Origin of the sequence: Streptomyces mauvecolor (assembly GCF_039532965.1) — a bacterium.
GTDB lineage: Bacteria > Actinomycetota > Actinomycetes > Streptomycetales > Streptomycetaceae > Streptomyces > Streptomyces violascens.
This window is the reverse complement of the sequence record NZ_BAAASQ010000042.1, coordinates 28,775-51,763: the sequence shown is the minus strand read 5'-3', so window position 1 is coordinate 51,763 and position 22,989 is coordinate 28,775. Positions and strand designations below refer to the sequence as shown.

Genomic DNA, 22,989 nt, shown 5'->3' with positions numbered 1-22,989 from the left:
CGGGGGCCACCCGGTGGCGAGGTTACGCGACTCGCTCCGCGGGAGGAGGAGGGGTGCCGGATTTCGTCTGCCGGTCGCGTCCTACGGGGTCTGGTCCTGGAAGGACGGCAGGGTGAAGATTCGCTCCTTTGCCTCGTCCTCCATCAGCTCCACCAGCGGCAGCACCAGGTCCCACAGGTTCTGTTTGTCGACCTCTCTTGCCAGGGCGTCCAGGTCCTCGTCCGCAAGGGCTCCCGCGGCGTCTGCCACCACCTTGCGGGAGTCCTCCGGCAGCAGGTCCACCAAGGGGAGGAACTCTGCCCACAGGGCCGTCGCCACTACGGCCGGGACCACTCCGGCCAGGACCGACGGGTCCGTCAGGGAGGGGAGTACCGCCACCGACCGGCGGTCCTCCTCGGGCAGCAGGGCCACCAGAGGCAGCAGCGACTCCCACAGGTTCTGGGTGGCCACCGTGCGCACCAGCGTGTCCAGGCGTGCCTGCGGCTGGCGCGCGGCCAGGGTGGCGATCCGGGCGCGCTGCTCCCCCGTCACCATGCCCGCCACCGCCAGGGCCTCCGGCCACAGGCCGTCGGCGGCCGAGGCGATCACCTGGGCCAGGCGCTCCTCGCCCATCAACTCGATGATCCTGCCGAGGCGTTGGGGCTGGTCCACCGCGAAACCGGTACGGAGCACCACCGCGTCGTCCACCTGCGGCAGGATCCGGGTCAGCGCCGAGTCGCGCAGGCGGCCGACGAAGCGGCCCATCGTGAGGTGGTCGCCGCGTTCGGCCAGGGCCACCGAGATCCGTACGAGCAGGTTCTCGTCCAGGCGGTCCACTATGCCCGCGATGCGGCGCGGGTCCAGGTGGGCGCAGGAGGCGGCGGTGAACGCCACGGGCAGTTTCTCGATGATGTCGGCGGCCCGGGCCGGTTCCAGGCGGCCCGCGACGGCTGCGGCCAGCCGTGGGCCCAGTGCTTTTTGCGAGATGGCCGCGGCCACTCCGGCCGGGACGAGTCTGGTCGCCTTCGCTATGCGGTCCAGCATGTCGGGGGCCCCGTCGAACAGCGCGGCCACCGCCTGTTCGCGGAGCTTGTGCAGGTCGTCGGTGGGCAGGGTGGCCAGGAAGGCCAGGTGCTCGGGGCGCTCGTCGAGCAGGGCCGCGATCTTCTCGGTCTCGGCGCGGTTGCGGAGCTTGTCGCGGGTGTCCATGGCCGGCCTCACTTGAAGAGGATGCGGCGGACGGGGCCGCGGGCGAGGGCGGGCACCAGCTTCAGGGCCTCTTCGGCGGCCTCGCCGAGACCGGCCGCCCGGCTCTCGCGTTCTTTCCTCAACGCACCTGCCAAAGAGGCGAGTTGATCCTCTGTCAGCTCGGCCAGCGAGTCCGGAGGGGCTGCCCCCAGCTCCGTACTCAACTGCGACAGCGCTTCGTTGCTCACAAGGACCTCCCGGTGACGGACGGCGGCTCGTCCCGAGAGTGGAGTGCAATTGACTAATAGTCAATACGTGGCGCGGGCCGTGGACCGAACACGCCGCGGCGCCCGCCCAGTCGTCCGGTCGGGGACAGTGGGGCGGGCGCCGGTCAGTTCCGCACGTCGTTGTACGGGACGTATGAGGGGTTCTGGACTGGGCGTCAGACGGTGAGCGCTCGGTCCGTGGGGCGGATCGGGGCGGGCAGGTCGCTCGCGCCGGTCAGGTAGCGGTCGACGCCGCGCGCCGCGGAGCGGCCCTCGGCGATCGCCCAGACGATCAGGGACTGGCCGCGGCCCGCGTCACCGGCGACGAACACGCCGTCGACGTTGGTCGCGAAGTCCGCGTCGCGCGCGACGTTGCCGCGCTCGTCGAGCTCCAGGCCGAACTGCGCCACCAGGCCATTGGCCTGGTCGGTGCCGGTGAAGCCCATGGCGAGGGTGACCAGCTGGGCGGGGATCCTGCGCTCCGTGCCCGGCTTCTGGGTCAGCTTGCCGTCGACGAACTCGACCTCGACGAGGTGCAGGAACTGGACGTTGCCGTCCTCGTCGCCCTCGAAGTGGGTGGTCGAGACGGAGTAGACGCGCTCGCCGCCCTCCTCGTGCGCGGAGGTCACCTTGTAGAGCATCGGGAAGGTCGGCCAGGGCTGGCCCGGGTTCCGCTCGTCGCCCGGCTTGGGCATGATCTCCAGCTGGGTGACCGAGGCCGCGCCCTGGCGGTGGGCGGTGCCCACGCAGTCCGCGCCGGTGTCGCCGCCGCCGATGACCACGACGTGCTTGCCCTCGGCGGTGACGGGAGGCGCCACGAAGTCGCCCTCCTGCACCTTGTTGGCGAGCGGCAGGTACTCCATCGCGAAGTGGATGCCGTTCAGCTCACGGCCCGGGACCGGCAGGTCGCGCGAGACCGTGGCGCCGGCCGCGATGACGACCGCGTCGTAGCGCTTGCGCAGCTTCGCGGCGTCGATGTCGCGGCCGATCTCGACCTCGGTACGGAACTTGGTGCCCTCCGCGCGCATCTGCTCGATGCGGCGGTTGATGTGCACCTTCTCCATCTTGAACTCGGGGATGCCGTAGCGCAGCAGGCCGCCGATGCGGTCGGCGCGCTCGTACACGGCGACCGTGTGTCCGGCCCGGGTCAGCTGCTGGGCGGCGGCCAGGCCGGCCGGGCCCGAGCCGATGACCGCGACGGTCTTGCCCGACAGGCGCTCGGGCGCCTGCGGCTTGACGTCGCCCGTGTCCCACGCCTTGTCGATGATCGAGACTTCGACGTTCTTGATGGTGACGGCGGGCTGGTTGATGCCGAGCACGCATGCCGACTCGCAGGGTGCCGGGCACAGCCGCCCGGTGAACTCCGGGAAGTTGTTCGTGGCGTGCAGGCGCTCGGAAGCGGCCTGCCAGTCCTCGCGGTAGGCGTAGTCGTTCCACTCGGGGATCAGGTTCCCCAGCGGACAGCCGTTGTGGCAGAACGGGATGCCGCAGTCCATGCAGCGCCCGGCCTGCTTGCTGATGATCGGCAGCAGGGAACCGGGAACGTAGACCTCGTTCCAGTCCTTGAGGCGCTCGCCCACCGGGCGGGTCTTGGCGACCTCGCGCCCGGTGGTCAGGAAGCCCTTGGGGTCAGCCATTGGTCGCCGCCTCCATCATCTTCTCGGTGGTCTCCTGCTCGGAGAGACCGGCGAGCTCAGCGGCGTCCTTGGCGGCGAGCACTGCCTTGTACGTGGTCGGGATGATCTTGCTGAAGCGGTCCACGTTCACGGACCAGTCGGCGAGCAGCTTCTCGGCGACCGTCGAGCCGGTCTCCTCGAAGTGGCGGCGCACGACGTCGTGCAGCCACTGCTTGTCGGTGTCGCTCGGTGTCTCGATGGCGTTCAGGTTCCCGGAGTTGACGTTGTCCCGGTCCAGGTCGACGACGTAGGCGATGCCGCCGGACATGCCGGCCGCGAAGTTGCGCCCGGTCTCGCCGAGGACGACCGCGTGGCCGCCGGTCATGTACTCGCAGCCGTGGTCGCCCACGCCCTCCGAGACGACGGTGGCACCCGAGTTGCGGACGCAGAAGCGCTCGCCGGTGCGGCCCCGCAGGAACAGCTCGCCGCCGGTCGCGCCGTAGGCGATGGTGTTGCCCGCGATCGTCGAGTACTCGGCGAGGTGCTCGGCACCGCGGTCCGGGCGGACGACGACCCGGCCGCCGGAGAGGCCCTTGCCGACGTAGTCGTTGGCGTCGCCCTCCAGGCGCAGCGTCACACCGCGCGGCACGAAGGCTCCGAAGGACTGTCCTGCCGAGCCGGTGAAGGTGATGTCGATGGTGTCGTCGGGCAGGCCCGCGCCGCCGAACCTCTTCGTCACCTCGTGGCCGAGCATGGTGCCCACGGTCCGGTTGATGTTGCGGATCGCGATCTGCGCGCGGACCGGCTGGGCGGCTTCGGCGGACTCGGCCTCCAGGGCGTCGGCGGCGAGCTTGATCAGCTCGTTGTCCAGCGCCTTCTCCAGGCCGTGGTCCTGCTCGATCACCGCGTGACGCACGGCGCCCTCGGGCAGCTCGGGCACGTAGAACAGCGGCTCCAGGTCGAGGCCCTGGGCCTTCCAGTGGGTCACGGCCCGGTCGGTGTCGAGGAGTTCGGCGTGGCCGACGGCCTCCTCGATCGTACGGAAGCCGAGCTCGGCCAGGATCTCGCGGACCTCTTCGGCGATGAACTCGAAGAAGTTCACGACGAATTCCGGCTTGCCCGAGAAGCGGTCGCGCAGCACCGGGTTCTGGGTGGCGATGCCGACCGGGCAGGTGTCCAGGTGGCAGACGCGCATCATGACGCAGCCGGAGACGACGAGCGGCGCGGTCGCGAAACCGAACTCCTCGGCGCCGAGCAGCGCGGCGATGATCACGTCGCGGCCCGTCTTGAGCTGGCCGTCGGTCTGCACGACGATGCGGTCGCGCAGGCCGTTGAGCAGCAGCGTCTGCTGGGTCTCGGCCAGGCCGAGCTCCCAGGGGCCGCCCGCGTGCTTCAGCGAGGTGAGCGGGGAGGCGCCGGTTCCGCCGTCGTGGCCGGAGATGAGGACGACGTCCGCGTGCGCCTTGGAGACACCCGCGGCGACCGTCCCGACGCCGACCTCGGACACGAGCTTCACGTGGATGCGCGCGGCCGGGTTGGCGTTCTTGAGGTCGTGGATCAGCTGAGCCAGGTCCTCGATGGAGTAGATGTCGTGGTGCGGCGGCGGCGAGATGAGGCCGACGCCCGGGGTGGAGTGCCGGGTCTTGGCGACCCACGGGTAGACCTTGTGGCCGGGCAGCTGGCCGCCCTCGCCGGGCTTGGCACCCTGCGCCATCTTGATCTGGATGTCGTCCGCGTTGACCAGGTACTCGCTGGTCACACCGAAGCGGCCGGAGGCGACCTGCTTGATGGAGGAGCGGCGCGCCGGGTCGTACAGGCGCTCCGCGTCCTCGCCGCCCTCACCGGTGTTGGACTTGCCGCCCAGCTGGTTCATGGCGATGGCGAGCGTCTCGTGGGCCTCGCGCGAGATGGAGCCGTACGACATGGCGCCGGTCGAGAAGCGCTTGACGATCTCGGAGACCGGCTCGACCTCGTCGATGGAGATCGGCTCGCGGTCGGAGTTGAAGCCGAACAGGCCGCGCAGCGTCATGAGGCGCTCGGACTGCTCGTTCACACGGTCGGTGTACTTCTTGAAGATGTCGTACCGCTTGTTGCGCGTGGCGTGCTGGAGGCGGAAGACCGTCTCCGGGTCGAACAGGTGCGGCTCGCCCTCGCGGCGCCACTGGTACTCGCCGCCGATCTCCAGGGCGCGGTGCGCCGAGGGGACGCCGGAGGCGGGGTAGGCCTTGGCGTGCCGGGCGGCGACCTCGCGCGCGACCACGTCCAGACCCGCACCGCCGATCTTCGTGGCGGTGCCGATGAAGTACTTCTGGACGAAGGCCTCTTCGAGACCGACGGCCTCGAAGACCTGGGCGCCGCGGTAGGAGGCGACCGTCGAGATGCCCATCTTGGACATGACCTTCAGGACGCCCTTGCCGAGCGCGTAGATCAGGTTGCGGATGGCCTGCTCGGGCTCCAGGCCCTCGATGAAGGTGCCGGCCCTCACCAGGTCCTCGACGGACTCCATGGCGAGGTACGGGTTGACCGCCGCGGCACCGTAGCCGATGAGCAGCGCGACGTGGTGCACCTCGCGGACGTCACCGGCCTCGACGAGCAGACCCACCTGGGTGCGCTGCTTGGTACGGATGAGGTGGTGGTGGACGGCGGCGGTGAGCAGCAGCGAGGGGATCGGCGCGTGCTCGGCGTCGGAGTGCCGGTCGGAAAGGACGATCAGGCGGGCGCCGTCCTCGATCGCGGCGTCGGTCTCCTTGCAGATGGCCTCGATGCGGGCGGCAAGCGCGTCGCCGCCGCCGGAGACGCGGTACAGGCCGGAGAGCGTGGCGGCCTTCATGCCCGGCATGTCGCCGTCGGCGTTGATGTGTATCAGCTTCGCCAGCTCGTCGTTGTCGATGACCGGGAAGGGCAGCGTGACGCTGCGGCACGAGGCGGCGGTGGGCTCCAGGAGGTTGCCCTGCGGGCCGAGCGTGGAGCGCAGGCTGGTCACGAGCTCTTCGCGGATGGCGTCGAGCGGCGGGTTGGTGACCTGCGCGAACAGCTGGGTGAAGTAGTCGAACAGCAGCCGGGGGCGCTCGGAGAGCGCGGCGATCGGCGAGTCCGTACCCATGGAGCCGAGCGGCTCTCCGGCGGTGCGGGCCATCGGCGCGAGGATGACGCGGAGCTCTTCCTCGGTGTAGCCGAAGGTCTGCTGGCGGCGGGTGACCGAGGCGTGGGTGTGCACGATGTGCTCACGCTCGGGCAGGTCCTCCAGCTCGATCTCGCCGGCTTCCAGCCACTCCTTGTACGGGTTCTCGGCGGCGAGGGACGCCTTGATCTCGTCGTCCTCGATGATGCGGTGCTCTGCGGTGTCGACGAGGAACATCTTGCCGGGCTGCAGGCGGCCCTTGCGGACGACCTTCGCCGGGTCGATGTCGAGCACGCCGACCTCGGAGGACAGCACCACGAGGCCGTCGTCGGTCACCCAGTACCGGCCGGGGCGCAGGCCGTTGCGGTCGAGGACCGCGCCGACCTGGGTGCCGTCGGTGAAGGTGATGCAGGCCGGACCGTCCCAGGGCTCCATCATCGTGGCGTGGAACTGGTAGAAGGCACGGCGTGCCGGGTCCATCGACTCGTGGTTCTCCCACGCCTCGGGGACCATCATCAGGACCGAGTGCGGCAGCGAGCGGCCGCCGAGGTGGAGGAGTTCGAGCACCTCGTCGAAGGACGCGGAGTCGGAGGCGTCCGGCGTGCAGACGGGGAAGATGCGGTCGAGCTTGCCGGCGCCGGAGTTGAACAGGCCGGAGGCGAGCTGGGACTCGCGGGCCACCATCCAGTTGCGGTTGCCCTTGACCGTGTTGATCTCGCCGTTGTGCGCGACGAAGCGGTACGGGTGGGCCAGCGGCCAGGACGGGAACGTGTTGGTGGAGAACCGCGAGTGCACGAGGGCGACGGTGGTGGCGCAGCGGCGGTCGGAGAGGTCCGGGAAGAACGGCTCCAGCTGGCCGGTGGTCAGCATGCCCTTGTAGACGATGGTCCGGGCGGAGAGCGACGGGAAGTAGACACCGGCCTCCCGCTCGGCGCGCTTGCGCAGCACGAAGGCCTTGCGGTCGAGCGCGATGCCGGACGAGCTGCCTCCCCCAGACTCCGTCCGGGAGGTGCCCCCACCGACGAACAGCTGGCGGAAGGCGGGCATGGTGGCGCGGGCGCCATTGCCGAGCAGTGCGGGGGTGACGGGGACCTCGCGCCATCCGAGGACCGTGAGGCCCTCTTCGCCCGCGATCGTCTCGATCCGTGAGACGGCTTCGGCGGTCTCCTCCAGGGGCAGGAAGGCGATACCGACGGCGTACGAGCCTGCCTCGGGCAGCTCGAAGTCCGTGACCTCGCGCAGGAACGCGTCCGGAACCTGGAGCAGGATGCCGGCGCCGTCACCGGAGTCCGGCTCGGAGCCGGTGGCACCGCGGTGTTCCAGATTGCGCAGTACGGTCAGGGCCTGCTCGACCAGCTCATGGCTGGCAACACCGGTGAGGGTGGCCACGAACCCGACGCCACAGGCGTCGTGCTCGTTACGGGGGTCGTACATCCCCTGCTGGGCGGGGCGACCGTCCATGGGCGACCAGGCGTCGGAACGCATCGGCTCTCCCGTCGTCGTTAGTGGCATGGGGGGCTTCCCTGCTCGATCTGGGGGTCCCCCCTGCTCGAACGAAGTTGAGAGCTTGGGGGAGGAGAGCGTGGGAGGCGTAGCCGAGGGACGACGTTGGCCCTCTGCGAAATTTCGTGCAGGTTACATGATGGAACGTATCTCGGGAACCGGATAGTGCATTCCAGCATGCGGACACCCAGGGGGTGCGGGCTTCGTTGCCCACGAGGGCGCACGCGGGCGTGCTGGTTGGGTGTGTACGGCCTATGCCCGGCGGTAAAAGATCCGAAACCGCCGAGTAACGATTACTTATGTGGCCCTATGCATACTCCGCCATTCTACGGCTCGCGGCGGAAAAGCGCGCAGGACGTACGTCACACGGGGCGGCGCCGAATGGCCCCGCCCCGTGTGATGACCTCGGCGTTCGTCAGCCGATGGCGGTACCGAAGAAGGAGCCGATGCCGAAGGTCAGGGCGGCCGCGGCGCCACCGAGGGCCAGCTGGCGCAGGCCGCTGAACCACCACGAGCGGGCCGTCACCTTGGCGACCACCGCGCCGCATCCGAAGAGGCCGATCAGTGCGAGCAGCACCGCGGGCCACAGCGCGCTCGCGCCCAGCAGGTACGGCAGCAGGGGCAGCAGCGCGCCGAGCGCGAAGGAGGCGAAGGAGGAGACCGCGGCCACGGTGGGCGAGGGCAGGTCGGACGGATCGATGCCGAGCTCCTCGCGGGCGTGGATCTCCAGCGCCTGCTCGGGGTCCTGCGAGAGCTGGCGGGCGACCTCGCGGGCGAGCTTCGGCTCGACGCCGCGCGACACATAGAGCTCGGCGAGCTCGCGCTCCTCGTCGGCCGGGTGCTTGTGCAACTCCCGCCGCTCGATGTCGAGTTCGGCCTCGACGAGCTCGCGCTGCGAGGCGACCGAGGTGTATTCGCCGGCCGCCATCGAGAAGGCGCCGGCCGCGAGACCGGCGAGGCCGGTGATGACGATGGTCTGGTGCGAGACCGCGCCGCCGGCGACGCCCGTCATCAGGGCGAGGTTGGAGACCAGGCCGTCCATCGCACCGAACACGGCCGGGCGCAGCCAGCCACCGTTGACATCGCGGTGGGTGTGGTTGTCGCGGTGCGCCTCGTGCAGCGTCGCTTCGGTATCGATGATGGACACAGCTATCCCCTTGCTTTCGGCAGCGGGCACTTCACGTCCCGCGCCCCCTCAACACCGTCGAAACTACGCTCGATGTAAGGGCCGCGCCAGCAAGTAAGGCCTTACTTAGTGAGGTTGGGCTCAGTAAGCAAGGCCTTCCTGAGGGGCCCGGGATGCGTCGCACACGGCCTTCGCCGAACGCGCCGGGCACCCCGCACCCACGGAACCGGCCGCCCAGGGTGGACAATCCCGGCATGACCCGGATCACCGTGCTCGGCAGCACCAACATGGACCTCGTCGCGTACGTCACCACCGCGCCGCGCAGCGGCGAGACCGTCACCGGCCACGAGTTCCGCACCATCCCCGGCGGCAAGGGCGCCAACCAGGCCGTCGCCGCCGCCCGGGCCGGGGCGGAGGTGGCGATGATCGGCGCGGTCGGCACGGACGAGTTCGGCGACCGGCTGCGGGCCACGCTCGAACACTCGGGGGTCGACATCGATCTGCTGCGCACCACCGAGGGCCCCTCCGGCACCGCCCACATCGTGGTCGACCGGGACGGCGCCAACGCGATCGTCGTCATCCCGGGCGCCAACGGCTCGGTCACCTCGCTCAGCCACGCGGACCGCGCGATGATCGCCGAGGCGCGGTCCCTGCTGATCCAGTTGGAACTGCCGATGAGCGCGGTCCTGGAGGGCGCGGAAGCGGCCCGGCGCAACGGGGTCCGTACGATCCTGACCCCCGCGCCCGCCCGGCCGCTGCCGCCCGAACTCCTCGCCGTCACCGACCTGCTGGTGCCCAACGAGCACGAGGCCGCGACACTGACCGGCATCTCGGGCGACCCCGAGCGGGCCGCGGGCGCGCTCCTCGCGCACGTGCCGGAGGTCGTGATCACGCTCGGCGCGCGGGGCTGTCTGTACGCGTCCCGGGCCCAGCCGGAGCCGGTGGCGGTCCTGGCCCCGCCGGTCACGGCCGTGGACACGACAGGCGCGGGCGACACCTTCGTGGGCGCCCTGGCGGTGGCCCTGGCCGAGGGCCGCCCGATGATGGACGCCCTGGCCTGGGCGTCCAGCGCGGCAGCGCTGTCGGTGCAACGGCCGGGGGCGGCTACGTCGATGCCGTACCGGACGGAGATCGATGCGTAGGCCCATCCGGGGGAGCGGGGGATGCGCCCAGCACCGCGGGGGCTCCGCCCCCGAGCCCCCGCTCCTCACACGCCGGAGGGGCTGAATCCCCCGATTGCCGACTCAGGCCTTCTTCGGCTCCGGCTCCGAAGCCACGGACGACTCCGCCTTCGGCTCGTGCGTCGGCTCGGCGGGGTCGTCCTTGTCCAGGGACACGGACGCGCCGTCCTTCTCCTCGGCCGCATCGTCCTGCGCTCCGGGCTCGACGATCTCCTCGCGGCCCGGACGTAGCTTCGTCGAGATCACGATGTAGGCGACCGCCAGCAGGAAGACGCCGCCCGCCGTCCAGTCGTTCAGGCGCAGGCCCAGGATGTGGTGGGCCTCGTCGACCCGCATGTACTCGATCCAGAACCGGCCCACGCAGTACGTGGCGACATACAGCGCGAACGCCCGGCCGTGGCCCAGCTTGAAGCGGCGGTCGGCCCAGATGACCAGGAAGCCGGCGCCGACGCACCACAGGGACTCGTACAGGAACGTCGGGTGGTAGGTGCCCGCGATCCGGTTCGGGCCCTCGGTGATCTTCAGCGCCCAGGGCACATCGGTGGGGCGGCCGTACAGCTCCTGGTTGAACCAGTTGCCCCAGCGGCCGATCGCCTGGGCGAAGGCGAGGCCGGGGGCCAGCGCGTCGGCCCAGGCGGGGAGCGGGATGCCCCGGCGGCGGCAGCCGATCCAGGCGCCGACCGCACCGAGCGCGACCGCGCCCCAGATGCCGAGGCCGCCCTCCCAGATCTTGAAGGCGTTGACCCAGTCCTCACCGTCGCTGAAGTACAGCTGGTAGTCGGTGATGACGTGGTAGAGCCGGCCGCCGACGAGTCCGAAGGGCACCGCCCAGACGGCGATGTCGGCGACGGTGCCGGAGCGGCCGCCTCGGGCGACCCACCGCTTGTTGCCGTACCAGACGGCGACGAAGACACCGATGATGATGCAGAAGGCGTAGCCGCGCAGCGGGATCGGTCCGAGGTGGATCACACCGGTCGACGGGCTGGGGATGAAGGCAAGTTCCATGGCAGGGTCGACGCTACCGTGCCGGACGGGCGCAGCGGCAACCCGCCCGGCAACTTATGAGTAACGAGGGACCCGGGGCTCAGGAGGCCGGGCTCGCCTTTCCGGCCGGCTTGCCCTTGTTGGCCTGCGCCACCCACTTCTTCAGGTTGGCCGCGGTGATCTGCTCGTTGCCCTTCGCCGGGAAGATCGATTCGCCGTTGAGCTGCACGGTCGGCGTGCCGCTGAACTTGCCGGCCTGGAACGCCTGGTTGGACTTCACGACCCAGCTGTTGTGCGTGCCGTTCTGGACGCAGGAGCGGAAGGCCGGCGTGTCCAGGCCCGGCACCTTCTTGGCCAGATCGAGCAGCTTGGCGTTGTCCGCGTACGCGTCGTCCATCTCGTCGGGCTGGTTGGTGTAGAGGACGTCGTGGTACGCGGAGAACTTCCCCGCGTCCTGCGCGCAGCCCGCCGCGTTGGCCGCGTGCAGCGAGCCGCCGCCGCGGGTCTTGTCGTCGATGAGGGTGACCAGGTGGTACTGGACGCGGATCTGGCCGCTGTTCTCCAGCTCGTGAATGGTGGCCCTCAGGCCGTTCTCGAACGCGGCGCAGGCCGGGCAGCGGAAGTCCTCCCACACCGTGAGCGTGGACGGCGCGTCGGCGGCGCCGACCGGGATGGCCGGCTTGTCCTTGTCGTCGGCTCCGGCGGGGGCCACCACCGGGCCGCTCGTGCTCGCGCTCTTGGCGTTGTCGCTGCCGCCCGCGTTCGCGGCGATCACGCCGATCACCGCGGCCAGGCCGAGTACGCCCACCACGGCTCCGGCCACGATCACCTGCCGTCGGCGGCGCTCGCCCGCCTTCTGCTGCTCGCGTTGTTGGATGAGCCGGTCTCGCGCGGCCCGCTTCGCATCACGGTTGTCACTCACACCCGCAGCAACGAACCGGGGAGGCACGCTCGTGCCTCCCCGGTCCCACTTCCACCCTTACGGGTTATCCGTGTGATGAGCGCGCTACGACGCCCGGCGAACGCCCTCGGCCAGCTCGGCCGCCAGTTCCCGTACGGCCACCAGGCCCGCGGCGTGGTCCGGCGCGTCCAGCATGCGCTTGACGAAGGCCGAGCCGACGATCACGCCGTCGGCGAAGACCGCGACCTCCTTGGCCTGGACCGCGTTCGAGACGCCGAGGCCCACGCAGACCGGGAGTTCCGTGGTCGCCCGGGTCCTGCGCACCAGGTCCTCGGCCGAGGCGCCGACCGACTCCCGGGTGCCCGTGACGCCCATCAGCGAGGCCGCGTACACAAAGCCCGAACCGGCCGCCGTGATCGTGGCGAGGCGGTCGTCCTTGCTGCTCGGGGCGACCACGAACACCGTGCCGAGGCCGTGCTTCTCGGCGTGCTCACGCCACACCCCGGACTCCTCGACCGGCAGGTCGGGCAGGATGCAGCCCGCGCCGCCCGCCTCGGCGAGCTCGGCGGTGAAGCGCTCGATGCCGTAGCGGTCGATGGGGTTCCAGTACGTCATGACCAGGACCGGCTTGCCGGTGGCCGCGTGGGCCTCGCGGACCGTGCGCAGCACGTCGGCGATCTTCACGCCGCCCTTGAGGGCGATGTCGTCGGCGGTCTGGATGACCGGGCCGTCCAGGACCGGGTCGCTGTGCGGCAGGCCGACCTCGACGACGTCGGCGCCGCCGTCGAATACGGCCTTGATGGCCTCGATGCCGCCGTCGACGGTCGGGAAGCCGGCCGGCAGGTAGGCGATGAGCGCGGCCCGGTTCTCGGCCTTCGCCTTGGCGAGGGTGTCGTTCAGCAGCTCTACGTTCCCGCTCACTTCGCGTCCCCCTCGTGTCCGCCGTCGTACAGGCCGAAGTAGCGCGCGGCCGTGTCCATGTCCTTGTCGCCGCGGCCGGACAGGTTGATCACGATCAGCCCGTCCTTGCCGAGCTCCTTGCCGACGTCGAGCGCGCCCGCGAGCGCGTGCGCCGATTCGATCGCCGGGATGATGCCCTCGGTGCGCGAGAGCAGGCGCAGGGCCTGCATCGCCGCGTCGTCGGTGACCGCGCGGTACTCGCCGCGGCCGATGTCCTTCAGGTAGGAGTGCTCCGGTCCGATGCCCGGGTAGTCCAGGCCCGCCGAGATCGAGTAGGGCTCGGTGATCTGGCCCTCCTCGTCCTGGAGGACGTACGACCGTGAACCGTGCAGGATGCCCGGCTCGCCCGCGGTCAGGGTCGCCGCGTGCTCGCCGGTCTCGACGCCGTGGCCCGCCGGCTCGCAGCCGATGAGGCGTACGGAGGCGTCCGGGATGAAGGCGTGGAACAGGCCGATCGCGTTCGAACCGCCGCCCACGCAGGCGACGGCCGCGTCGGGCAGGCGTCCGGCGCGCTCCAGGATCTGGCGGCGGGCCTCGACGCCGATCACACGGTGGAAGTCGCGCACCATCGCGGGGAAGGGGTGCGGTCCCGCGACCGTGCCGAACAGGTAGTGCGTGCGGTCGACGTTGGCGACCCAGTCGCGGAACGCCTCGTTGATGGCGTCCTTGAGGGTGCGGCTGCCGGAAGTGACCGGGACGACCTCGGCGCCCAGCATCCGCATCCGGGCGACGTTCAGCGCCTGGCGCTGGGTGTCGATCTCGCCCATGTAGATGGTGCATTCGAGGCCGAACAGCGCGCAGGCGGTGGCGGTGGCGACGCCGTGCTGGCCCGCCCCGGTCTCGGCGATGACGCGGGTCTTGCCCATGCGCTTGGTGAGCAGCGCCTGACCGAGCACGTTGTTGATCTTGTGGGAGCCGGTGTGGTTCAGGTCCTCGCGCTTGAGGAAGACCCGGGCACCGCCCGCGTGCTCGGCGAAGCGGGGCACCTCGGTCAGGGCGCTGGGCCGGCCCGTGTAGTTGACCATCAGGTCGTTGAGCTCGGCCGCGAAGGCCGGGTCGTGCTTGGCCTTCTCGTACTCGACGGCCACCTCGTCCACCGCGGCCACCAGGGCCTCGGGGATGAACTTGCCTCCGAAGGCACCGAAGTAGCCCTGGGGGCTGGGGACTTGACCCTCTGGGTCGGGTACGAAGAACTCGTTCTCGTTGGACATGCGGATACCTCGCGGGGGCGTCGCAGCCCCGGTCCTGGGTCGGCTTGATGGCGTGAGTGCGCCCAAGCGCCGCAGGTGGTGAGTTCAGAGCACGACTCCAGGCCGTATCCGGCTGGTCGGGCGGTTCCCGCGCCCCTGGAAAAGGGGCGCCTCACTCACGCGGCGCTCAGGCCGCTGCGCCATCGCATGCCGTTGACCTGGCCCGGCTCCGAGCCGATCACGTACCGCACCCGCCGTCCGTGCACCCGGCGCGCCGGAGCGCGGCAGCCGCGGGGGCGGCAGCCGGGTGCGAGGCGGACGGCAATGGACATCGGGTCAGCTCCGCCCGTGGCGCAGGGCCGGGTGGGCGCCCGCCGCGACGAGGTCGGCGACGGCCGCGCGCGGGTCCTTGCCCGTGACCAGGGACTCGCCGACCAGGACGGCGTCGGCGCCCGCGTTGGCGTACGCGATGAGGTCGTGCGGGCCGCGGACGCCGGATTCGGCGATCTTGACGATGTGGTTCGGGATCTCCGGGGCGACCCGCTCGAACGTGGTGCGGTCGACCTTGAGGTCCTTCAGGTTGCGCGCGTTGACGCCGATGATCTTGGCGCCCGCGTCGACGGCCCGGTCGACCTCGTCCTCGTCGTGCACCTCGACCAGCGGGGTGAGCCCGATCGACTCGGCGCGCTCGATCAGGGACACCAGGGCCGGCTGGTCCAGGGCGGCGACGATGAGCAGCGCGAGGTCGGCGCCGTGCGCGCGGGCCTCCCACAGCTGGTAGGCCGTGACGATGAAGTCCTTGCGCAGGACCGGGATGTCGACCTTGGCCCGGACGGCCTCCAGGTCGGCGAGCGAGCCGCCGAAGCGGCGCTGCTCGGTCAGTACGGAGATGACGGACGCGCCGCCCGCCTCGTAGTCGGCGGCGAGGGCCGCGGGGTCCGCGATGGCGGCGAGCGCACCCTTGGAGGGGCTGGAGCGCTTGACCTCGCAGATGACCTTCACGCCGTCGCCGCGCAGGGCCGCGACCCCGTCCCGGGCCTGGGGCGCCTTCTCGGCGCGCTCCTTCAGCTCGTCGAGGCTGACACGCGCCTGCCGCTCTGCGAGGTCGGCGCGGACGCCTTCGATGATCTCGTCGAGCACACTCACGCGAGCGGCCCCCTTCCGGGACGGTGATGTCGGTCAGGACGAGGGTGACCCTCACGAGCGGTCACGATCAGCCATGACGATGGTATCCGCACCGGAGCGAAGGGGTCGCATCCGGTTGACCGGCGTCCCAATAATTGGGACGTCACCTGCGGATATACCGATTCCGTCATGGCGCGAGTACGGAGCCGAACGGCAGGTTCCGGACCACCGAGAAGATCACCACGGCCGATCCGATCAGCCAGAACTGGCGATCACTCGGAGTCCATCGCAGGGGCAGCCCCCGGGCCGAGCGGACGGCCCACAGGACCCAGCCCACGGCGAAGAGCAGATAGCCGGCGACGGCCAGCGCGTTGGAGTGGACGGCCGCCGCGAAGTGCCCGGTGATGAAGTCGTGCGCGCTGCGCAGCCCGCCGCAGCCCGGGCAGTAGAGACCGGTGAACCGGAACAGCGGGCAGACCGGGTAGTGGCCCGGCTGGTTCGGGTCGACCAGACCCACGTACGCGAAGGCCGAGGCCACCGCTGCGAGCGTGCCGAGCGGCACCAGCAGCCTCTTGACCGGGGTGCCCGGCGGGGCGGCCGGCTGCGCCGGGAGGCCGGGCATCGCGGCCGGGTGGGCCGGGGCGGGGTTCGGCAGGTCTGCGTCCACTGGGCGATTGTCCCCGTTCACAGGGAAAGGCGCAGCCCGCGCGGGGGCTGCGCCTGACGGGATGGCGGGCGGGTTCAGCCGGCCTGGGCCTCGAGGCGGGCGCGCACCTTGGCGGCGGCGTCCTCGCGCATGCGCGCGATCTCGGGCGTGTCCTTGGGGGTGCCGAGGCCGGCCATCTTCATGACGCCGCCGACGACGGCGGCGATGCCGAGGAGTGCGATGCCGGCCCAGAAGCCCACCGGGTTGGCGGCCACTATGAAGACGCAGGTCACGCAGAATCCGATGAAGGCAATGATGACACCGGTCCAGGCTGCCGGGGTGTGGCCGTGGCCGCTCTTCGCCATGGGGGTTGCTCCTCGTAGGTGTTTCCGTGTTGTTTGTCGTTGTCGGCGCTGCTGTCGGCGCTGTTACCGGCGTCTTTTCCGCTGCCACCGCTGTCGTCGAACCCGACGCTCCACGCCATTGTCCCGCACCGGAACGGATGCCCGAGTGCGGGGGTCAGCTCTCGCGCGTCGGGTCCTCGCCGCGGTCCAGTGCCTTCCAGAGTTCCTCGGGCCGCTCCGGGTCGGGCGCGGTGCGCGCCTTGCGCGGGCGGGGGGTGCCGTCACGCTCGTAGCGGCCGCCCATCGCGGGCCAGGACGTACCGAAGCGGAGCGCGAGCAGTCCGGCGAGCAGCAGCAGGGCGCCGCCCGCGACGGCGACGTAGGGCCAGCCGGTGTGGGTGAGCGCGTTGACCGTGGCGGCGGCGTCTCCGCTGGCCTTGGCCGCCTTCTCGTCCAGGGCGGCGCTGTCGCCGACGCCGAGCCAGGCGGTCACGGCGGCCCCGGCGCCACTGAGGGTGAGCAGCACCGAGACCACGACGCGCCCCGGGCCGCGTACCGCGAAGACGGCCACCAGGGCGGCGAGGCCGACGATCGCGAGGGCGGAGGGCACGCCGGTGATGTCGCCGCCGGAGGCCTTCAGCGGCAGCGCGCCACCACCGACGGCGGCCTGGCCGTGCGCCCAGGTCTGGCCCGAGGCCATGAGGACGACGGCGGCGCCGACGGCGCCGGCGAGCAGTGCGGCGGCCAGGCTGCGGCGGCCGCCGCCGCGGGCGGACGGCGCGGCTGCTTCGGCACGGGGCTGGGGTACGGATGCGGCACTCACGTACTCCACTATCGCCTGCGCGCGGCCCGGCGCCGCACCCGGGGCCCGCGTCCTCCCACGCGGAGCGGCCCGCGGGGAACCAAGGGCGGGCAAGCGCTCGGCCATCGATCGGCCATCGGCTGCCCCCGAACCGCCCGGGATCTGTCCCCGAACGGGCCTCGAAGGCAAAGCGGAGATAGAGATTCCCGCCGCCTTCTTGTTGGCATGACCGGGTCACCCCTACGTTCACCGCCGGTCCGCGTCGCGCACCACGCGGCACGGCCCGCACAGCGCACCCGCACGTCTCCTGGTCAACCCACCTCTCGGAGGAAGTAAGTTGCGCAGATCCCTCTCCCCCACCGCCCTGGCCGCCACCCTGGCCGCGGCAGCGCTCGCCCTGGCAACTCCCCTCGCCCAGGCGGCCACCAGCCCCTCCACCGCGGCGTCCGCGGCGCACGTCACCACCGTCCGCTCCTGCGCGGCCCCGACGCACAAGGACGTCATGGCCTGCAAGGCGCTGAAGGTGACCGGCGGCACGGTGAAGTCCGCCGACGCCGAGCGCGCGCTGACCGCCGCTGCCGCGCCCTCCGGCTACGGCCCCGCCTCGATCCAGTCCGCGTACAAGCTGCCGTCCTCGACGGCCGGCTCCGGTAGGACCGTGGCGATCGTCGACGCGTACGACGACCCCAACGCGGCCGCCGACCTCGCCAAGTACCGCTCCCAGTACGGGCTTCCGGCCTGCACGGTCGCCAACGGCTGCTTCCGGAAGGTCGGCCAGACCGGCACCTCGACCCTGCCCAGCGCCGACGCCGGCTGGGCCGAGGAGATATCCCTCGACCTCGACATGGTCAGCGCGGCCTGCCCCAACTGCAAGATCCTGCTGGTCGAGGCGAAGTCGTCGTCGATGGCCAACCTGGGCACGGCCGTCAACACTGCGGTGTCGCTCGGCGCGAAGTACGTCTCCAACAGCTACGGCGGCGGCGAGTCCTCCTCCGACACCTCGTACGACACCAAGTACTTCAACCACCCGGGCGTCGCCATCACGGTGAGCTCCGGTGACGAGGGCTACGGCACCGAGTACCCGGCGGCCTCCCGCTATGTCACCGCGGTCGGCGGCACCTCGCTCAACTCCTCGTCCAACAGCCGCGGTTGGACCGAGAGCGCCTGGAGCGACGCCGGTTCCGGCTGCTCCGCCTACGACGCGAAGCCGAGCTGGCAGAAGGACACCGGCTGCGCGAAGCGGACCGTCGCGGACGTCTCGGCGGTCGCCGACCCGGCCACGGGTGTCGCGGTGTACGACACCTACGGCGGAGACCCGGGCTGGGAGGTGTTCGGCGGCACCAGCGCCTCCGCGCCGCTGATCGCCGCGGTGTACGCGCTGGCGGGCACCCCGTCCTCGGGCTCCACGCCTGCCTCGTTCCCGTACGCCCACACCGGTTCGCTCAACGATGTGACGAGCGGCTCCAACGGCAGCTGCTCGCCGGCCTACCTGTGCACGGGCGGCAGCGGCTACGACGGCCCGACGGGGCTCGGCACCCCGAACGGGACCGCCGCGTTCACCGGCTGAGCAGATTGGCCGTGTTCACCGCGCTCAGGACGGCGGCCGCCTTGTTGCGGCACTCGTCGTCCTCCGCGACCGGGTCGGAGTCGGCGACCACGCCGGCTCCGGCCTGCACATACGCGGTGCCGTCCCGCAGCAGTGCGGTGCGGATCGCGATCGCGGTGTCGGAGTCCCCGGCGAAGTCGAGGTAGCCGACACAGCCGCCGTAGAGCCCGCGGCGGCTGGGTTCGAGCTCCTCGATGATCTGCATCGCGCGGGGCTTGGGGGCGCCGGAGAGCGTGCCGGCCGGGAAGCAGGCCGTCAGGACGTCGAACGCGGTGCGTCCCTCGGCGACCCGGCCGGTCACGGTCGACACGATGTGCATGACATGGGAGTACCGCTCGATCGACATGAAGTCCACGACTTCCACCGAGCCCGGTTCGCAGACCCGGCCCAGGTCGTTGCGGCCCAGGTCGACGAGCATGAGGTGCTCGGCGCGCTCCTTGGGGTCGGCGAGCAGCTCGTCGGCGAGCGCCTGGTCGTGCTGCGGGGTGGCGCCGCGCGGCCGGGTCCCGGCGATCGGGTGGAGCATCGCGCGGCCGTCCTCGACCTTGACGAGCGCCTCGGGGCTGGAGCCGACGACGTCGAAGCCGTCGAAGCGGAACAGGTACATGTACGGCGACGGATTGGTCGCGCGCAGCACCCGGTAGACGTCCAACGCGCTTGCCGCGCACGGGGTTTCGAAGCGCTGCGAGGGCACGACCTGGAAGGCCTCGCCGGCCCGGATGCGCTCCTTGATGTCGTCGACGGCGTCCCGGTAGGCCTTGCCGCCCCACAGCGCGGTGTACTCCGGCAGCTCGGAGGCGGGCAGCGCGACCGGGTCGTACGCGGCGGGCTTGGCGAGGTCGGCCTCCATCGCGTCGAGGCGGGCCACGGCGTGCTCGTACGCCTCGTCGACGCCCGTGTCGAGGTCGTTGTGGTTGATCGCGTTCGCGATCAGGAGGACCGAGCCGTCCCAGTGGTCGAGCACCGCGAGGTCCGAGGTGAGCAGCATGGTCAGCTCGGGCAGCCGGAGGTCGTCGCCCCCGTGCTCGGCGATCTTTTCGAGCCGGCGCACGATGTCGTAGCCGAGGTAGCCGACCATGCCGCCGGTGAAGGGCGGCATTCCGGCGACCAGGTCGCGCGGGGTGTGCAGGGCCTCGACGGTGGCCTTGAGGGCCGCCAGAGGATCACCCGAAGTGGGGACGCCGACCGGCGGCGTGCCGATCCAGTGGGCCTCGCCGTCGCGGGCGGTGAGGGTCGCGTCGGAGCGGACGCCCACGAAGGAGTACCGCGACCAGGAGCGGCCGTTCTCGGCGGATTCCAGCAGGAAGGTGCCGGGGCGCTCGGCGGCGAGCTTGCGGTAGAGGCCCACGGGCGTGTCGCCGTCGGCGAGCAGCCGGCGGTGGACGGGGATGACGCGGCGGTCGACGGCGAGCTTGCGGAAGGTGTCGAGGTCCATGACTACTTCCCCAGGTCGAGCACGTCGGCGTCGAAGCAGGTGCGGTCCCCGGTGTGGCAGGCCGCTCCCACCTGGTCGACCTTGACCAGGACGGTGTCCGCGTCGCAGTCCAGGGCGACCGACTTCACGTGCTGGACGTGCCCGGAGGTGTCCCCCTTGACCCAGTACTCCTGACGGCTGCGCGACCAGTACGTGCAGCGGCCGGTGGTCAGGGTGCGGTGCAGGGCCTCGTCGTCCATCCAGCCGAGCATGAGCACCTCGCCGGTGTCGTACTGCTGGGCGATGGCCGGGACCAGACCGTCGGCGCTGCGCTTGAGGCGGGCGGCGATGGCGGGGTCGAGATTGCTGGTCATGACCCCATTCTGCCGTGGCCCGAGGGGCCCCCGGGCGGTGCGTCCACTGTCCGGACGACGGCCGCGGCCGTACGCTGGCGGACATGTCGACCCATGCCAAGCGTGAACGGCTTCTGCTCGCCGACCTGTTGGAGGCGGCGGGCCCCGAGGCGCCGACCCTCTGCGAGGGCTGGACGGCCCGCGAACTCGCGGCCCATGTCGTGGTGCGCGAGCGGCGCCTCGACGCGGCCGGCGGGATCGTGATCCCGGCCCTGAAGAACCGCCTCGACCGGGTCCAGGCGGAATTCGCCGCGAAGCCGTACGAGGAACTGATCCAGCTCATCCGCACCGGCCCGCCGAAGTACTCCCCGTACAACCTCAAGCAGGTCGACGAGGGCGCCAACGCGGTGGAGTTCTATGTGCACGCCGAGGACGTCCGCCGGGCGCAGCCGGACTGGACGCCCCGCGAGCTGGACCCGGTGTTCTCGGACGCGCTGTGGTCCCGCCTGGAGAGGGCGGCCCGGGTGATGGGCCGCAAGTCGCCGGTGGGCATCGTGCTGCGCCGCCCGGACGGCCAGACGGCGGTGGCGCACAAGGGCACCCCGGTGGTCACGGTCACCGGCGAGCCGGGCGAGCTGACGCTGTTCGCGCACGGGCGCCAGGAGGCGGCACAGGTCGAGCTGGAGGGCGACAAGGAGGCGTCTACGCGGGCGCTGGAGGCGAAGCTCGGGATCTAGGCCGCGGTCCCGGGCAGCTCGGCGTGGCGCAGGTGTCCCGAGGCGAGTCCGATCACCGCGCCCGTCGCGCACACCGCCGCGCCGGCCAGGAACACCGGCGTGGTGCCCCAGGCGCCGATGGCCGCGCCCGCCAGCGGATAGCCGAGCGGCGCGATGCCCATCGTGAACAGGGACGACACCGCGGAGACCCGGCCGAGGTAGCCGGGCTCCGTCGCGGTCTGCACCAGCGCCCCGCACAGGGCGCCGCTCAGCCCGGCGAGCAGTCCGACGACGACCCCGGCGACGGCGGCCGGCGTCGCCGAGGGGGTGTACGCGAGGGCGCCGATCGCACTCGCGCCGCCGAGCAGCGACACCGGCAGGACGAGCCCGGCGCGGGGGAGCCGGCCGCGTACCGAGAGCAGCAGCGAGGCGGCCCCCGCGCCCGCCCCGAACCCCGCGACGATCCAGCCCATGCCGGCCGCGCCCCAGCCCCGCTCCTTCGCGAGCAGGGTGAGCCCGATGTTGAGCGGGGCGGCGAAGCCCAGCTCGCCGACGGCTATGACCAGCATCAGCGGGGCGAGCAGGGCGTGGCGGCGGATGTAGCGCAGCCCGTCGGCGAGCTCCCGCAGCGGGGGCTCCTTGACCTTCTCGTCGTCACCGGGCAGCCGCGCGATGCGTACGCGCACCAGCAGGGCGGTCGAGACGGCGAACAGCACGCCCGCCACGGCGAAGGTGGCCGCGGTCCCGCCGAGCGCCACGGCGAGCCCGCCGAGCGGGGCACCGGCGATGTTGGCGACCCGCGCCCCGATCCCCTTGAGCCCTTGCACCCGGGCGAGTTCGCCGGGGCCGGTGAGCCTGGGCGGCAGCGCGCCGAGCGCGGGCAGCAGCACGGCGTCGACGGCCCCGAAGACCAGCGCGAGCACGATCAGGAGCCATAACTCGGGGCCCGTGACCAGCAGGGTCGCGGCCATGCCGAGGATGATCAGGCTGCGGGCGGCGTCGCTGGCGATGACGACCCGGCGCGGCCCGAACCGGTCGGCGACCACGCCGCCGCCGAGCATGAGCAGCGCCCTGGGCACGGCGCCCACCGCGAGCACGAGCCCGGCCTGCCCCGGGCTCCCGGAACGGGCCGCGGCCCAGGCCAGCGCCATGTAGTACACGCTGTCGCCGACGAGGGACGAGGTGTACGCGGCGAGCCACCGCAGCACGTTGCCGTCCCGGTGGGCGGGGCGGGCGGGGGCGGCCGGTACGAGGGTGGCGGGTTCCGGCAGGGCCGGGGTGCTCTGGGACACGGAAGTCCTCTCAGACACGGGAGTCCTCGTCAGACACGGAACGGGAAGCCGTACAGATGGACCGCGACCTTTTCGCGCCCCTCGGTGTCGCCCGCGGCGACGGCGGCCTCGCCACGCTGCTTGTACTTGCCCAGCACGGCGTCCAACTCCTCGTCCAGCGCCTTGAGTTCGGCCGGCGTGAGGTGGGCCATGTACTCGCTGCTGAACGAGGCGGTGACCCACTCCTCGCGCCAGGCGGACATGGCGTCGAGGAAGGCGCGGTAGAGCTCGATCCGCTGTTCCAGGAGGAGCCGGGTCACCGAGGTGTGTGCGGCGACCTTCTCAGGGGCGTCCTTGAAGTCCTCGTGGCGGTAGCTGATCCCGTCCGACGCGGGCTGCCACCAGCGCTCCCGCCCGTCCTTGCCCTGCGACTCGGCCCCCTCGACGAGGCCGTGGTCGGCGAGCTTGCGCAGGTGGTAGCTGACGAGGGAGACGGCCTCGTCGACCTGGTCGGCGAGCTGGGAGGCGGTGGCGGAGCGGGCGTTGTAGAGCGCGCGGTAGAGCCTCATGCGAAGGGGGTGGCCGAAGGCCTTGAGGGTGTCTACGTCGGTGATTCTGCGGTTGCCCTTGGGTGCCATGGCATCGAGCGTAGATAGGAAAGAAATGTTGCGCAATAAAAGTTGCGCAAGAAGTACTG

Annotated in this window: 21 protein-coding genes; 3 read left to right on the top strand and 18 right to left on the bottom strand. The window is 71.4% G+C overall.

The window, feature by feature from the left end:
* Window positions 1–81: 81 nt before the first annotated feature.
* From ABD346_RS35035 to ABD346_RS35015, 5 genes are all read right to left on the bottom strand, one after another.
* Entirely contained in the window at window positions 82–1,188 is a 1,107-nt protein-coding gene (locus ABD346_RS35035) for a hypothetical protein (protein WP_344380355.1), read from the bottom strand.
* Window positions 1,189–1,196: 8 nt separating this feature from the next.
* Window positions 1,197–1,415, bottom strand: a complete 219-nt coding sequence (locus ABD346_RS35030; RefSeq protein WP_344380354.1) for a hypothetical protein — start codon at window positions 1,413–1,415, stop codon at window positions 1,197–1,199.
* A 194-nt stretch (window positions 1,416–1,609) separates the two neighbouring features.
* A complete protein-coding gene (locus tag ABD346_RS35025; protein ID WP_344380353.1) occupies window positions 1,610–3,070 on the bottom strand; it encodes a glutamate synthase subunit beta in 1,461 nt (486 codons plus the stop codon).
* On the bottom strand, window positions 3,063–7,655 hold the full coding sequence (gene gltB, locus ABD346_RS35020) for a glutamate synthase large subunit (RefSeq protein WP_344380352.1): 4,593 nt from the start codon (window positions 7,653–7,655) through the stop codon (window positions 3,063–3,065). The genes ABD346_RS35025 and gltB overlap by 8 nt, the downstream gene beginning before the upstream one ends.
* A gap of 433 nt (window positions 7,656–8,088) precedes the next feature.
* Window positions 8,089–8,820, bottom strand: coding sequence for a VIT1/CCC1 transporter family protein (locus ABD346_RS35015; RefSeq protein ID WP_344380351.1), 732 nt, complete (start codon window positions 8,818–8,820; stop codon window positions 8,089–8,091).
* Window positions 8,821–9,053: 233 nt separating this feature from the next.
* Here ABD346_RS35015 and rbsK point away from each other — a divergent pair, with 233 nt between their 5' ends.
* A complete protein-coding gene (gene rbsK, locus ABD346_RS35010) occupies window positions 9,054–9,941 on the top strand; it encodes a ribokinase (protein WP_344380350.1) in 888 nt (295 codons plus the stop codon).
* Window positions 9,942–10,043: 102 nt separating this feature from the next.
* On the opposite strand, the gene lgt is transcribed toward rbsK, so the two are convergent.
* The 9 genes from lgt to ABD346_RS34965 all read right to left on the bottom strand — a co-directional run bounded on the left by lgt (window position 10,044) and on the right by ABD346_RS34965 (window position 16,962).
* Entirely contained in the window at window positions 10,044–10,985 is a 942-nt protein-coding gene (gene lgt / locus ABD346_RS35005) for a prolipoprotein diacylglyceryl transferase (RefSeq protein WP_344380349.1), read from the bottom strand.
* Between the two features lie 79 nt (window positions 10,986–11,064).
* Window positions 11,065–11,886 (bottom strand): DsbA family protein, encoded by an 822-nt coding sequence (locus ABD346_RS35000; protein ID WP_344380348.1) that lies wholly within the window; start codon window positions 11,884–11,886, stop codon window positions 11,065–11,067.
* 84 nt (window positions 11,887–11,970) lie between these two features.
* On the bottom strand, window positions 11,971–12,786 hold the full coding sequence (trpA, locus tag ABD346_RS34995) for a tryptophan synthase subunit alpha (protein ID WP_344380347.1): 816 nt from the start codon (window positions 12,784–12,786) through the stop codon (window positions 11,971–11,973).
* Window positions 12,783–14,036, bottom strand: a complete 1,254-nt coding sequence (gene trpB / locus ABD346_RS34990) for a tryptophan synthase subunit beta (protein WP_344380346.1) — start codon at window positions 14,034–14,036, stop codon at window positions 12,783–12,785. The genes trpA and trpB overlap by 4 nt, the downstream gene beginning before the upstream one ends.
* Before the next feature lie 155 nt (window positions 14,037–14,191).
* Window positions 14,192–14,347 (bottom strand): tryptophan biosynthesis modulator TrpM, encoded by a 156-nt coding sequence (trpM, locus tag ABD346_RS34985; protein WP_344380394.1) that lies wholly within the window; start codon window positions 14,345–14,347, stop codon window positions 14,192–14,194.
* Window positions 14,348–14,351: 4 nt separating this feature from the next.
* Window positions 14,352–15,161 (bottom strand): indole-3-glycerol phosphate synthase TrpC, encoded by an 810-nt coding sequence (gene trpC, locus ABD346_RS34980; RefSeq protein WP_344380345.1) that lies wholly within the window; start codon window positions 15,159–15,161, stop codon window positions 14,352–14,354.
* A gap of 166 nt (window positions 15,162–15,327) precedes the next feature.
* Window positions 15,328–15,762 carry a DUF2752 domain-containing protein gene (locus ABD346_RS34975; protein ID WP_344380392.1) on the bottom strand — a complete coding sequence of 145 codons (435 nt, stop codon included), beginning with the start codon at window positions 15,760–15,762 and terminating at the stop codon, window positions 15,328–15,330.
* 119 nt (window positions 15,763–15,881) lie between these two features.
* Window positions 15,882–16,151, bottom strand: a complete 270-nt coding sequence (locus tag ABD346_RS34970; RefSeq protein ID WP_344380344.1) for an HGxxPAAW family protein — start codon at window positions 16,149–16,151, stop codon at window positions 15,882–15,884.
* Window positions 16,152–16,305: 154 nt separating this feature from the next.
* Complete coding sequence (locus tag ABD346_RS34965; protein WP_344380343.1) at window positions 16,306–16,962, bottom strand: TIGR02234 family membrane protein; 657 nt, start codon at window positions 16,960–16,962, stop codon at window positions 16,306–16,308.
* Between the two features lie 307 nt (window positions 16,963–17,269).
* On the opposite strand from ABD346_RS34965, the gene ABD346_RS34960 reads away from it, so the two are divergent.
* Entirely contained in the window at window positions 17,270–18,499 is a 1,230-nt protein-coding gene (locus ABD346_RS34960) for a S53 family peptidase (RefSeq protein ID WP_381229566.1), read from the top strand.
* Here ABD346_RS34960 and ABD346_RS34955 read toward each other — a convergent pair.
* Window positions 18,489–19,973, bottom strand: coding sequence for an anthranilate synthase component I (locus ABD346_RS34955; RefSeq protein WP_344380342.1), 1,485 nt, complete (start codon window positions 19,971–19,973; stop codon window positions 18,489–18,491). The two genes, ABD346_RS34960 and ABD346_RS34955, sit on opposite strands and share 11 nt — an antisense overlap.
* A gap of 2 nt (window positions 19,974–19,975) precedes the next feature.
* Entirely contained in the window at window positions 19,976–20,326 is a 351-nt protein-coding gene (hisI, locus tag ABD346_RS34950; RefSeq protein ID WP_189961144.1) for a phosphoribosyl-AMP cyclohydrolase, read from the bottom strand.
* A gap of 83 nt (window positions 20,327–20,409) precedes the next feature.
* On the opposite strand from hisI, the gene ABD346_RS34945 reads away from it, so the two are divergent.
* Window positions 20,410–21,042, top strand: coding sequence for a TIGR03085 family metal-binding protein (locus ABD346_RS34945; RefSeq protein ID WP_344380341.1), 633 nt, complete (start codon window positions 20,410–20,412; stop codon window positions 21,040–21,042).
* Here ABD346_RS34945 and ABD346_RS34940 read toward each other — a convergent pair.
* Window positions 21,039–22,313, bottom strand: coding sequence for an MFS transporter (locus ABD346_RS34940; RefSeq protein WP_344380340.1), 1,275 nt, complete (start codon window positions 22,311–22,313; stop codon window positions 21,039–21,041). The genes ABD346_RS34945 and ABD346_RS34940 overlap by 4 nt on opposite strands.
* 29 nt (window positions 22,314–22,342) lie before the next feature.
* Window positions 22,343–22,930: an ArsR/SmtB family transcription factor gene (locus ABD346_RS34935; protein WP_344380339.1), complete on the bottom strand. Its 588-nt coding sequence runs from the start codon at window positions 22,928–22,930 to the stop codon at window positions 22,343–22,345.
* Between the last annotated feature and the right edge of the window lie 59 nt (window positions 22,931–22,989).